The organism is Acidimicrobiia bacterium (assembly GCA_040878325.1).
Taxonomy (GTDB): Bacteria; Actinomycetota; Acidimicrobiia; order Spongiisociales; family UBA11373; genus JAUYIV01.
Window position 1 is genome coordinate 135,448 of the sequence record JBBDMM010000001.1, and the last position, 12,583, is coordinate 148,030.

Annotated in this window: 13 protein-coding genes; 2 read left to right on the plus strand and 11 right to left on the minus strand. The window is 67.5% G+C overall.

Features of this window, described 5'->3' with window-relative positions; genetic code table 11:
- Nucleotides 1-61 precede the first annotated feature (61 nt).
- Nucleotides 62-964 (plus strand): hypothetical protein, encoded by a 903-nt coding sequence (locus WD184_00665; protein ID MEX0825261.1) that lies wholly within the window; start codon nt 62-64, stop codon nt 962-964.
- Nucleotides 965-983: 19 nt separating this feature from the next.
- Here the strand turns inward: WD184_00665 and nrdR are convergent, their stop codons facing one another.
- Both nrdR and WD184_00675 read right to left on the minus strand, forming a co-directional pair.
- The gene (gene nrdR, locus WD184_00670; protein ID MEX0825262.1) at nt 984-1,430 is read right to left on the minus strand and encodes a transcriptional regulator NrdR; all 447 of its coding nucleotides are present in this window, start codon (nt 1,428-1,430) and stop codon (nt 984-986) included.
- 81 nt (nt 1,431-1,511) lie between these two features.
- Nucleotides 1,512-1,817, minus strand: coding sequence for a LysM peptidoglycan-binding domain-containing protein (locus WD184_00675; GenBank protein ID MEX0825263.1), 306 nt, complete (start codon nt 1,815-1,817; stop codon nt 1,512-1,514).
- A 209-nt stretch (nt 1,818-2,026) separates the two neighbouring features.
- Here WD184_00675 and lexA point away from each other — a divergent pair, with 209 nt between their 5' ends.
- Nucleotides 2,027-2,656, plus strand: coding sequence for a transcriptional repressor LexA (lexA, locus tag WD184_00680; protein ID MEX0825264.1), 630 nt, complete (start codon nt 2,027-2,029; stop codon nt 2,654-2,656).
- A gap of 47 nt (nt 2,657-2,703) precedes the next feature.
- Here the strand turns inward: lexA and dapF are convergent, their stop codons facing one another.
- From dapF to WD184_00725, 9 genes are all read right to left on the minus strand, one after another.
- The gene (gene dapF, locus WD184_00685; protein ID MEX0825265.1) at nt 2,704-3,504 is read right to left on the minus strand and encodes a diaminopimelate epimerase; all 801 of its coding nucleotides are present in this window, start codon (nt 3,502-3,504) and stop codon (nt 2,704-2,706) included.
- Nucleotides 3,492-4,409 carry a tRNA (adenosine(37)-N6)-dimethylallyltransferase MiaA gene (miaA, locus tag WD184_00690; protein MEX0825266.1) on the minus strand — a complete coding sequence of 306 codons (918 nt, stop codon included), beginning with the start codon at nt 4,407-4,409 and terminating at the stop codon, nt 3,492-3,494. The genes dapF and miaA overlap by 13 nt, the downstream gene beginning before the upstream one ends.
- Nucleotides 4,406-5,794 carry a tRNA (N6-isopentenyl adenosine(37)-C2)-methylthiotransferase MiaB gene (miaB, locus tag WD184_00695; GenBank protein MEX0825267.1) on the minus strand — a complete coding sequence of 463 codons (1,389 nt, stop codon included), beginning with the start codon at nt 5,792-5,794 and terminating at the stop codon, nt 4,406-4,408. Before miaB ends, miaA begins: the two co-directional genes overlap by 4 nt.
- The gene (gene rny, locus WD184_00700; protein ID MEX0825268.1) at nt 5,791-7,323 is read right to left on the minus strand and encodes a ribonuclease Y; all 1,533 of its coding nucleotides are present in this window, start codon (nt 7,321-7,323) and stop codon (nt 5,791-5,793) included. Before rny ends, miaB begins: the two co-directional genes overlap by 4 nt.
- A 195-nt stretch (nt 7,324-7,518) precedes the next feature.
- Entirely contained in the window at nt 7,519-8,619 is a 1,101-nt protein-coding gene (gene recA, locus WD184_00705; protein MEX0825269.1) for a recombinase RecA, read from the minus strand.
- A 296-nt stretch (nt 8,620-8,915) separates the two neighbouring features.
- Nucleotides 8,916-9,467 (minus strand): RNA 2',3'-cyclic phosphodiesterase, encoded by a 552-nt coding sequence (thpR, locus tag WD184_00710; GenBank protein ID MEX0825270.1) that lies wholly within the window; start codon nt 9,465-9,467, stop codon nt 8,916-8,918.
- Entirely contained in the window at nt 9,452-10,702 is a 1,251-nt protein-coding gene (locus tag WD184_00715; GenBank protein ID MEX0825271.1) for a competence/damage-inducible protein A, read from the minus strand. The genes thpR and WD184_00715 overlap by 16 nt, the downstream gene beginning before the upstream one ends.
- A complete protein-coding gene (gene rimO / locus WD184_00720) occupies nt 10,699-12,006 on the minus strand; it encodes a 30S ribosomal protein S12 methylthiotransferase RimO (GenBank protein MEX0825272.1) in 1,308 nt (435 codons plus the stop codon). Before rimO ends, WD184_00715 begins: the two co-directional genes overlap by 4 nt.
- The gene (locus WD184_00725) at nt 12,003-12,518 is read right to left on the minus strand and encodes a flavin reductase family protein (protein MEX0825273.1); all 516 of its coding nucleotides are present in this window, start codon (nt 12,516-12,518) and stop codon (nt 12,003-12,005) included. Before WD184_00725 ends, rimO begins: the two co-directional genes overlap by 4 nt.
- Between the last annotated feature and the right edge of the window lie 65 nt (nt 12,519-12,583).

Genomic DNA, 12,583 nt, shown 5'->3' on the forward strand with positions numbered 1-12,583 from the left:
GACAGACGTGAGCCGGCTGAGGACACCCGAACGAGAAGCGTCCCGTAGGACGATTCTCGGCATGCTGGAGACCACTCCAGCGACGGTGGCGCGCGCCGGCACCCACGGCGATCTGGAGGAGCCGGTCCCCGACCTCGACTTCGACTGGCGACCCACCCCCCTGGGGAAGGTGGTGGAGTCGAAACGGGAGTATCGGTACCCGATCGTCGCCGGGGCGGCGCTCGTTGGGTTGGCGGTGCTCTTCGTGGCGCGGTTCGTCATCTACCTCCCCGCCGACCAGGCGGAGGCCCGCCTCGTCGAATACGCCACGGCAGTCGACGATTTCTCCGCTGCCATCGAGGCGATGGAGGAGGCGGCGACCCTCACCGACCCGGCCGCCGCCGGGCAGTTTCTCGAAGCGGCCGGGGAGCTCCTCGTGGTCGCCCGTCCCGGACCACCGGGGTTCCTGCCGTTCATGCCGGCCGGACCCGTGGCGGATGTGCGATCCGTCCGCCACCGGCTCCTGATCCTGGCCGACGCCGCCGACTCGATCGCCGCCCGACTCGCCCGCGCCGCCCAGTACCGCGAGGCGGCCGGGGAAATCCTCGAGATCCCGCTGCTTCCCTCGAGCGCTCCCCCCGAGTTGATCGATCCGGCCGCCCGGGCCCTCGCCGCCATGCTCAGCCAATCGGCAGCGGCGGCAGGACGCCTCGACGACAGCGACGAGTACGCCGCGTATCGGGAAAGCGTGGAACAGGCCCTGGCCACGGTGCCGGGGCGGATCGACCGCTATCTCCTGGCGCTCCGGCGCGGGGAGGAGGCGACCGCGGTGGCGCTCATCGCCGAGCTGGAGGCGACCCGGGCGGACACCCTCGCCGAAGTCGAAGCAGTACTCGGGCAGGTCGAAGCGGACGCCGCCACCCTGATCCTGGAACTGAAGCGCGGGATCGCCGAGGTGAGGATCCTTCTAGGGGGTGCGGGCTGACCGGCGATTCGAACAGGGTTCAGCCCGGGTCCTCGAGGGCGGCCATCTCTCGCTCGAAGTCGCTGGCCCCCTCGAAGTCCTTGTATACCGAGGCAAATCGGAGATAGGCCACCTCGTCGAGATGGCGGAGCGCTTCGAGCACCCGCCGGCCGATCTCGTCGGTTGCCGATTCGCCTTCGGCCTCGACGAAGGCCTCGATCTCGCCCACGAGGGCGTCGATGGCCCCTGGGGGAACCTCCCGACCGGCGACCGCGTTCGCCACCCCCGCCCGTACCTTCTCGGGGACGAAGGGCTCGATGCGGCCATCCCGCTTGCGCACCGTGAGACTGCTCTCCCGCCGCTCATAGGTGGTGAATCGGTTGGCGCACACCTCGCACGCCCGGCGGCGGCGGATGGCCGACCCGCCTTCAGCGGGACGACTGTCGACGACCCTGGTGTCCTCGGCCGAGCAATAGGGGCATCGCATGGCCTCGAAGGGTACCGGTGCCGCCGACCAGGCGTTCTCAACAGGAACCACGGAGGGTGCCCGACGACGACGATCCGTGGTCTAGGGGACCGGGATCCGGAGCACCTGGCCCGGCTGAATGCTGCTCGTCTCGAGGCCGTTCACTGCTTTCAGGTCGAAAACGAAGTCACGAACGTCGGAATCCTCGGGAGCGTGAACCATGGCGATATCCCACAAAGTGTCGCCAACCCGAACCGTATGGGTGACGAAGCTGATTTCGTCGTGCGAGGCGACCGTTGGCCCCTCGGCGCGAGCGGCAACGGCGACAGCGAGCAGGAGGGCCAGCGCCACGGCGACCGAGGTGAGGAGAACCACGACCCTGGTGCGGGTATTGGCGGAGATCGTCATTGCGCTGGCACCTCCTACTTTGCTGTCTGTCTCGGGGGCCTTGGTTACCCCCCACACGCTGCACACCCTATGGACCCGGTGTGACACGAACGTGTGTTCGCTCTGAGGTGACCAATGTACCGAACGGGTGTTCGCCTGTCAAGTCGAACATATGTTTGTCGGTGAACACCTGTTCGGCTATCGTTCGGCGATAAGAAAGGGAGGGCCCCATGTCCCCGAGCGACATAAGCGATCGCCAGAAGCAGATTCTCGAGCTCATCTACGAGACGGTGCAGCGTCGGGGCTATCCCCCATCCGTACGGGAGATCGGGGAGGCCGTCGGTCTCAGCTCGCCCTCCACCGTCCACAGTCACCTTTCGGCCCTGGTGGAGGGCGGATACCTCCGCCGCGATGCCACCAAGCCGCGCGCCATCGAAGTCATCGACACCGGCGGTGACGGCGAACTGCGCCGCGCCCCGGTACGCGATGTCCCCCTCGTTGGGCGAATCGCCGCCGGCTCTCCGATGCTCGCCGAGGAGGACATCGAGGAGATCTTCCCGCTGCCCACCGAGCTGGTCGGCAACGAGCCTGTCATCATGCTGCGGGTCCAGGGCGACTCGATGATCAACGCGGGGATCTTCGACGGCGACCTCGTCGTCGTGCGACGCCAGCCCGACGCCCGGAACGGCGAACTGGTGGCCGCCCTGATCAACGGCGAAGAAGCCACCGTCAAGCGATTCCGCCGTGAGGGCGACCGGGTGCTACTGATCGCCGAGAACCCTGCCTACGAACCGATCGTGCTCACCAGCGGCGTCGAGATCGTGGGGAAGGTCGTCGCGGTCCTGCGAACGGTGAAGTAAGAGGGCCCTTCGAGCGCGATTGGCGATTGGCGAGCCTGCTCGCAGGGTCAGCTGCCCCCCTCCCCCCTTCGGGGTACTCCCCCCGGAAGCCGGGGGAAGACGATCGTTCCTGAGAAGACCTCGCGGGCGGGGCCTTCGATCCAGGCTTCGCCTTCGATGATCTCCACCAGCAGTGGGCCACCGGGGAGCATCACGGTCACCTTGGGATCGGTCAGGCCGCGGTGGATGGCGGCTGCCACCGTGGCGGCGGCACCGGTGCCGCAGGCGAGGGTCTCGCCCACTCCCCGCTCCCACACCCGGAGGTCGATTCGGTCCGGAGCGACGACCGTGGCGAACTCCACATTGGTGCGGTCGGGGAACGCTGGATCGCCTTCGACCAGGGGGCCGGCGGCGCCGACGGGCACCGCCCCGGTGTCGGAGACGAAGGCGACGGCATGGGGATTCCCGACGTCGACCCGCTCCAGCCGATAGCCGATCAGTTCCACCGGGTCACCGGAGACCGCAACCGGGCCGAGTTGGGCGCGGACGGTCCCGTCTCGCACCACGGTGCTCCTCGGCCCGACCGGGGTGTCGACCGTCACTTCGGGGCCGGGGACCATCCCGTGCGTCACCGCATATAGGGCGACACACCGCAAGCCGTTCCCGCACATTTCGGCGGCCGATCCATCGGCGTTCCAGTAGCCCATGGACACGGTCCCGGCGTCCACCGGAGTCACCACCAGGACCCCATCGGCTCCGATCCCGCGCCGGCGGTCGCACCAATCAGCCACCTGCGCCGGAGATGGGTCGAATGGGCCACCGAAGACGACGAAGTCGTTGCCCAGGCCCTCCATCTTCACGAAGTCCATCCGGCCCCCTCGAGGCTCGCCACCGCCGTCTCGGCAAGCAAAGCGGGGTCATCTTGCCACCCCAGCCAGTCGATCCTCGGGTCGCGCCGGTGATAGGTGCGCTGGCGCCGCGCCAGCGCGGTAGTGGCGTCGATCGCCCGCCTGCGAGCGGTGGCCAGGTCCCACTCCCCCTCGACCACCCGCATCATCTCGCGGTACCCGACCGCGGTGGCGGCGGTGGGGCCTAACCGGCCGCGCAAGCCATCGACTTCGTCGAGCAGACCGCCCTCGATCATCCGGTCGAGCCGCCGCTCCACCCGGGCGGGAAGCTGCTCCCCCGGATCGACACCCACCACGGCCACCGGGATCTCGGGCCGATACTCCCGGACGGCATCGGCAGTTGGCGCAGTCGCCCGGGCCGTAGGCGTCAACCCGGTGAGCCGGTGGATCTCCAGGGCGCGGATCACCCGGCGCGGGTTGCTCAGATCGACCCACACCCCTGCTTCCGAATCAGCCGCGAGCAGTTCCGCGGTTGCCTCCTCGGCCGACATGCCCTCGATGACCTCCCGCAGGCTCTCGTCCGTCGGAGGAAACTCCAGCGGATCCACCAGCGACCTGAAGTGCAGCCCGCTGCCACCCACGATCAGGACCCGAGCTCCCCGACCCTCGATCTCGGCCATCGCCAGACGTCCGCGCACCTGAAACTCGGCCACGGAGAAGGCCACCTCCGGATCGACGATGTCGATCATGTGATGCGGCACACGGGCGACCTCGCCGGCCGCCGGCTTGGCGGTCCCGATGTCCATGCCCCGATAGACCTGCATGCTGTCTACCGAGACGATCTCCGCGCCGAGCCGCTCGGCGACGAGCAGGGCGACATCGCTCTTACCGGCCGCAGTGGGGCCGAGAATCGCCCCGACCTTCAGGTCGCCACCCGCCCGACCAGGTGGCTGGGGGCGGCACGCTCGACGACGGCGTCAAGAAAGGACCCTGGGGCGTGCTCACCGGGAACGTGCAAGACCTTGTTGGTCCTCGTCCTCGCCGTCACCACTCCAGGATCCTTCCTCGAAGGACCCTCGACGAGACCCTCGACCGTGCTGCCCACCAACGCCTGGTTCTTCTCCAGCGACACCTGGCGCTGCAGATCGGCCAACCGGGTGAACCGCGCGGACGCCACTGCGGGGTCGACCTGCCCGTCCATGTCGGCTGCAGGGGTCCCCGGTCGGGGCGAGTAGATGAACATGTAGGCACCGTCGAAGCGGGCTTCGGCCACCACATCGAGTGTCCGCTGGAAGTCATCCTCCGTCTCGCCGGGGAACCCCACGATGACGTCGGTGGAGGTCGCCAGGCCGGGAATCGTCGCCTCGGCGGCCCGCAGCTTCTCGATGAAACGATCCGGGGTGTAGCCGCGTTGCATCGCCCGCAGGATCCGGGCGCTGCCGCTCTGAAGGGGCAGATGGAGTTGCTCGCACACCGCAGGTGTCTCGGCCATCGCCTCGAGCACATCCTGCTTGATGTCCTTGGGGTGCGGGCTGGTGAACCGGATCCGCCGGATCCCTTCGATCTCGCCCACTCGCCGCAGCAGGTCGGCGAAGATCGGACGGCGGCGGCCATCGATCGCCAGGTCCCGCCCGTAGGAGTTGACGTTCTGGCCGAGAAGGGTCACCTCGACCACCCCGTCGGCAACCAGATCGCGCACCTCGCGGACGACGTCGCCCGGACGCCGCGAGATCTCCTTGCCCCGGACGATCGGCACGATGCAGAAGGTGCACCCGTTGTTGCACCCGATCGTGATCGTCACCCAGGCCGAATGCGGAACCTCCCGGTGGGCCGGCAGGGTGGACGGCACATCGTCGATCGAGGCGGTCTCGTCCCAGATCTCGGTGACCGGGCCCCACTCCTCGGCGTGATCGAGGAGGGTGATCACCCGATGGAGGTTGTGCGTACCGAAGACCACATCCACCCACGGCGCCTTTGCCTGAACGACCTCTCGATCCTTCTGGGCGAGGCACCCACCCACCAGGATCCGCATGCCGGGGCGTTCGTCCTTCACCGCCTTGAGTTGACCGAGGTTCCCATAGAGGCGGTTGTCGGCGTTCTCGCGGATACAGCAGGTGTTGATCATCACCACGTCGGCATCGGCGAGCCCGGCGGCGGGAACCATCCCATCGGCTTCGAACAGCCCTCCAATGCGTTCGGAATCGTGCTCGTTCATTTGACAGCCGAAGGTCCGCACCAGGTACCGGCGCCCGGTGCGCGTCGGAACGCGACGCTCGCGCACCACGGGGATACCGAGTTCGACGGTGGTCATCGGGCGAAATCGGTGGCGCGCAGCTCGCGGATGACCGTTACCCGGATCTGACCCGGATACTGAAGGTCCTCTTCGAACCGCTTGGAGATTCGCCGGGCGAGATCGTGAGCGCCGAGATCGTCCACCGATCCGGGATCGACCACCACTCTCACCTCGCGTCCGGCCTGCATCGCGTACACCCGCTCGACCCCGTCGAACTCCATGGCGATCGCCTCGAGCTGCTCGAGACGACGAACGTAGGAGTCGACCGCCTCGCGACGGGCTCCGGGGCGGCTGGCAGACACGGCGTCCGCCGCCTGCACCACCACCGCGGTAAGGGTTCGGGGCTCGACTTCGTTGTGGTGGGCCTCGATGCCGTGGACAATCGCCGGGTCTTCACCGAACCGGCGGGCGATCTCGGCGCCCACCAGCGCGTGAGAGCCGCCCAACTCGTGACTGACGGCCTTCCCGATATCGTGGAGGAAGGCCGCCCGCTTCGCCTCTTCTGGATTGATACCGATCTCCGCCGCCAGCATCCCCGCCACCTTTGCCGACTCGATGAGGTGGTGGAGCACGTTCTGTCCGTACGAGAGCCGGTATTTGAGCCGGCCGAGCAGTGTGACGATCTCGGGATGTACCCGGGAGACCCCGACCTCCAGCAGCGCCCACTCGCCGGCATCGCGCACTCCCTGCTCCACCTCCGCCAAGGCCTTCTCGTAGGCGTCCTCGATCGATGATGGGTGGATGCGACCGTCGGCGATGAGGCGTTCGAGGGCGATTCGGGCCACTTCACGCCGCACCGGGTCGAACGCCGAGATGGCGACCGCCTCGGGGGTGTCGTCGACGATGATGTTCACCCCGGTGACCGACTCGAAAGCGCGGATGTTGCGACCGTCCCGCCCGATGATGCGGCCCTTCATGTCGTCCGACGGCAGGGCGACGGTCGATACGGTCGTCTCGGCTACCACTTCCGACGCAAGCCGTTGCACCGCGGTGGCAAGAATGCGTCGGGCTCGCCGGTCGGCCTCTTCTCGAGCCTTGGTCTCCATGTCGCGCATGAGAACCATCGCATCGCGGCGTGCCTCGTCTTCGACCCGATGCAGCAACTCTTCCTTCGCAGCGCGCGCATCGACGCCGGCGAGCGCTTCCAGCGCGGCCCGTGCCTCCTCACGAAGCGCCTCGACGTCGCGGCGCGATGACGACACGTCGCGCTCGCGGTCAAGGATCAGGGTCTCGCGCTGCGCAAGATTCGAGGCACGCTGTTCGAGGGTCGCCTCGCGCTGGATGATCCGCTCCTCCTGAGATTCGATCTCGACGCGACGATGCTCGAGAGTCGCCTCTTCGCGCTCGCGATAGGTCTCTGCCTTGGCGCGGGCCTCCTCTTCGGCCCGTTCCAGCATCCGCTGTGAGGAGGTGCGGGCGTCGCGAACCAATAGGTCGGCCGTCGTCGCGGCCCGGCCCAGGCTTCTTCGCTGAAGCCAGCGGCCTATGAGAATCCCGGCGCCGAGCGCCACGATCCCGGCGATCGAACCGATCACCGCGGTGGCCATGATTCTCCTTCCGGCCGACCCCGCCGGACAAACTGCGCGTCGAGCCACCCGGCTCGACGCGCACCCTCAGACCCAGTCATCCACAGACTCGGTCGATCACACCTCCCGGCAGGGCCGTAACTTCAGAACGTTTTGTTTCAATTGCGTGTGCGCGTTGGGAGGTAATCGTACCGCGCCCCGGCCGATCTGCCAGGATCAGTCTTCCGGAATGTCGTCGATGGAGATTTTCTCCACCGAACCCTTGGTTTTCGCCGGGGCGACGGTCTCGTCGTCGGATTCCACATCATCCTCGTCGAACGACTCCATCACCTTGCCGGCGAGACCGACCGCCTCGAGCACTCGGGCCTGGAGTTGCATGGCGACCTCCGGGTTCTCCTTGAGGAAGCGCTTGGCGTTCTCCCGACCCTGGCCCAGCTGATCGTCCTCGTACGTGTACCAGGCGCCGCTCTTACGGACCACGTCCTGCTCCACCGCCACGTCGAGGAGGCTTCCCTCCCGGGAGATGCCGGTGCCGAACATGATGTCGAACTCGGCCTTGCGGAAGGGCGAAGCCACCTTGTTCTTGACCACCTTGGCGACCACCCGGTTGCCGATCGATTCCTGGCCGTCCTTGATCGTCTGGATACGACGGACCTCGATCCGCACCGACGAATAGAACTTCAGGGCGCGACCACCGGGGGTTGTTTCGGGAGAACCAAATAGGACGCCGATCTTCTCGCGGATCTGGTTGATGAAGATGGCGGTGGTGTGTGAGCGGTTGATCGAGCCGGCCAACTTGCGCAGCGCCTGCGACATCAGGCGGGCCTGGAGGCCCATGTGGGTGTCGCCCATCTCGCCTTCGATCTCGGCCCGGGGGGTGAGGGCGGCCACCGAGTCGATGATGATCACGTCGAGCGAGCCCGAACGGATCAGCATGTCGGTGATCTCCAGGGCCTGCTCCCCGGTGTCTGGCTGCGAGATCAGCAACTCGTCCACATCGACCCCAAGGGCCGAGGCGTAGCTCGGATCGAGAGCGTGCTCGGCATCGATGAAGGCGGCAATACCCCCGTTGCGCTGGGCTTCGGCGGCGATGTGGAGCGCGAGGGTCGTCTTTCCGCTGCTCTCAGGTCCGTATATCTCGACGATCCGACCGCGGGGAACGCCTCCGATACCCAATGCGAGGTCGAGCGACAGGGCACCCGTCGGGATCGCCTCGATCTTCACGATGTTGTCGGTGCCGAGCCGCATGATCGCGCCCTTGCCGAACTGGCGCTCGATCTGCGAGAGGGCCATCTCGAGGGACTTGTCTCGTTCCACCTTCGGACTCCTTTAGTGATGATGCGGCTGACGCTACGCCGGGCCTGTGACACATCCGGGAGAGAATTACATCAATGGTATCTCACTCGGGCTGTCGGTGACAGTAGACGAACACATGTTCGATTACAAGGAGTCAGGCAATTCGCGATACGCAATACCGCAATACGCGACGCGTCGTATCGCGTTCGAAGGGCCAGCCAACTCCGTCGGATTGGCGCGTCCTGAACAAGGACAGGTTCGTTGGGAAAATCACTCCCGGCGCGTAGCGCATTGCGCATCGCGCATTGCGGGTTTCTTCAGAGGGCGAACTCGTCCACTATCGAATAGCTGGCGCCTCCCCGTCCCAGGCGGCTCTGGAAGAGGGTGATTCGGTCGACTTTCATGGGGACGTTGGCCAACGGCTCGCCACCAACCACCAGGCTCACGTCCTCGGGCGGCCGAATCCGGGCGATCGTTAGGTGGGGGCGGAAGGGACGATCCTCGGGAGGAAATCCGGCATCCTCGAGAGCCAGTTCCGTCGCCATCCACAGAGAGCGCAACTCGTCGGCGCCCCGAGGGACTCCCACCCACAACACCGAGGCGCGTGCCGGACGGGGAAACGCCCCCAACCCACCCCAGGTCACGCTGAACGGACCGCCCAGGTCGGCCGTGTCGAGCGAGTGTCGAATCCGGTCTACCTCGACCTCGCCGACCTCACCGAGGAAGCGCAAGGTGAGATGCCATTTCTGCGGGTCGACGGCGCCGCCCGGAATCTCGGGAACCCGCTCGGCCACCACATGGGCCAGCCGGTGGCGGGTCTCCTCATCGAGGGGGACCGCCACGAACACCCGCATCAGTTCGGCCACCACTCCCCCGTCACCGCCAGTCGCAGGAGATGGAGTGCAGTCGTCGTGCTGTAGGCGCGGACCCGCTCCCGATCCCCGGGGAAGGTGAGCATTCGCGCCTGCGCCCGCTCGGGGGTGCGCACTGCGAAGACCATGGTCCCCGGCCGGTGTTCGAGCGGGTCCGGCCCGGCCGACCCGGTCACCGCTACCACGACATCTGCCCCGAGTCGCTCTGCAGCCCCTGCGGCCATCGCCAGGGCCGTCTCCTCGCTGACCAGTCCGTGATCGTCCATCAGGCCGGCCGGCACCCCGAGCAGCGCCTCCTTGGCACCGCGGGTGTATGCCACCACCGAGCCACGGAACGTTTCGGAGGCGCCGGGCACCGCCGTGATTGCCGCCGCCACCAGGCCCCCGGTCGCCGACTCAGCAGTGGCGAGCGACCAGCCGCGCTCGGCGCACCGGGCCAGGACGATCCGCTCCACAGTGTCCTCATCGGCCCCGAAGACCATTCGACCGAGACGCCGGCGGATCTCGGCATCGATCGGATCGATGAGGCGCGCTGCTTCCTCTCTCGTTTCGGCGCGGGCCGTGAGCCGCAGCTTGATCTCCCCGCCCGAAGCGAGAAAGGCGAGCGTCGGGTTCTCACCCTGCTCGTACAGGTCGGCGAGGACCACCGCGATCCGCGACTCCGACTCACCCCAGGTCCGCAGCAGGCGGCTGGCGATGACGCCGCGGTCGTCACCCGCCCGGGCGGCGAGGAAGGGGATCACGTCGGAGTGGAGCATCGGGCGCATCTCCTCGGGGACCCCGGGAAGGGCGAACACCCAGCAAGACCCGATCTGCATCCGCAGTCCCGGTGCGGTCCCTTTCGGATTGGGGATCAGCACCGATCCTTCGGGATGCTCGGCCTGACGCAGGTTGGTTTCGGGCATTTCCCGGCCGCGCCGCGCCCAGATAGCCCGCAGGCGCTCAGCGTGCTCCTCGTCGAATTCCATCGCCACCCCGGCGCACACCGCCAGGGCCTCACGGGTGAGATCGTCCTGGGTGGGGCCGAGACCGCCGGTGATCACCAGGGCGTCCGAGCGGCCGACCGACTCGGCCACCGCCGCGGTGAGGCGCGGCAGGTTGTCGCCGACGACGCCCTGCCGGTAATGGGTGAGCCCGGCGTCGGCGAGGAGGCTGCCGATCTCCGCACCGTTGCCGTTGACGATCTGACCCAAGAGGAGCTCGGTGCCCACGGCGAGGACTTCGACGATCACACGACCTCCGCCATCAGGTCCGATCCGTAAGTAGCGGTGACCCGGGCGCGCAGCCACTCGCCGGGGGATCCGCGGTCGAGCAGCACCACCCCGTCGATCTCGGGCGCTTCTCGATACGACCGCGCCACCGGCGTGCCGTCCTCCACCTGGTCGACGACCACATCCAGTACCCGACCGATCTGCTCGGCGCCGAGGCGAGCGGTGATCTCCTCCTGCACCTCCTGCAGCCGGCGGGTCCGTTCGGCGGCTTCCACGCCCTCGACCTGATCGAGCAGGTCGGCCGCCGGAGTCCCCTCCTCCGCCGAATAGGGGAAGAATCCCGCCCAGTCGAGTTCGGCGTCGACCAGGAACTGCTCGAGCAGGTCGACATCTGCCTCCGTCTCCCCGGGGAACCCGACGATGAACGACGACCGGAAGGCGGCATCGGGAGCCGCCTGGCGGATCTGCCGGATCAGCTCGAGGTGGCGGGCACCGTCGCCGGGTCGGCGCATCGCCCGCAGCAGGCGGCCCGACGCGTGCTGCAGGCTGAGGTCGAAATACTGCGTCACGACCGGGTTCGAGGTCATCTCTTCGATCAGCGCCGGCGTGATCTCGCGGGGATACAGATAGAGCAGCCGAAGCGCTCGCAGGCCGCCGACATCCGACACGAATCGCAGCAGATCGACGATCCCACCGGGGGCTTCGATGTCCCGCCCATACGCCGCCAGATCTTGTGCCACGAGCACGATCTCCCCCACCCCGGCGGCGGCCAAGCCGGCGATCTCCTCCCGGATCCCCACCGGCGGCCGCGAGCGCTGCTTGCCGCGGAACTGGGGGATGGCGCAGAACGAACAGGTCTTGTCGCAACCCTCCGCCACCTTCACGTATGCATAAGGCGTGGTGGGAGTGGGCCGGCGCACCTCGTAGAGGATGTCCATCGGGCTGATCCGCAGCCGCAGCGGCGACCAGCCGGTGAGCCGGTCGAGGTCGGCGATCAACTCCCCATACCGCTCCATGCCGAGCACGGCATCGGCTTCAGGCAGGGATTCGGCGAGTTCCGCCTGGTAGCGCTGGGCCATGCAGCCCAAGACGACCAGGCTGGCGTCGGCACGCTTCCGATCGGCATGCTCGAGGATCGTGTCGATCGACTCGCGCCGGGCCGCCTCGATGAAGGCGCAGGTGTTGACCATGACCACGTCGGCGGTCTCCGGTGACTCGGCAAAGACATATCCGGATTCGCCGAGCCGCGCTTCGAGCTTGTCGGAATCGACCTGGTTCTTGGCGCAGCCGAGCGTGGTGAGCCAGACGGACGGGGCGGCCTTCACGGGGTCTCGCTCCGCAAGTAGCGGCCCCGGAAGTACTGCAGGGGCCGGCTCACGTCGGACAGATCGACGCGGTCGACGATCCCGTCGACCAGGGCGTAGATCTCGGTCTCGGTGTGGCCGCTGAAACGACAGAAGGCCCGGGTTTCCACCGAAGGGATCAGCGGGCCCCAATCGGTATCGACCGGGTCGAGCCCGGCGAACAACCCTCCGGGGCTGGGGCGGATGCCGGCGAAGCGGTCCGAGATCTCGCGGTGGCTCTCCTCGAGCACGTGGACGATGAAATGGCCCGACGCCACGATGGCGCTCCACAGATCGGTGTTGGTGCCGCACAGGAAGATCACGTGGGAAGGCTCGCCCTCGGCAACGACCAGCGAGGACACGGTGAGACCACTGTGGTTCCCCGGTCCTCCGGCGGTGATCACCGTGACGGGCGCGGCGAGCCGGCCCCGGAATCGTCGAACCGGGTCACGCATGTCTTCGGGGTCCGCAAACGGATGCTCGTCGTGAATCACGAGGGCAAACCGTAGCGACGGTGGAAGGAGCCAAGGGCCAAGAGTCAAGAATCAAGAGGTAGGCG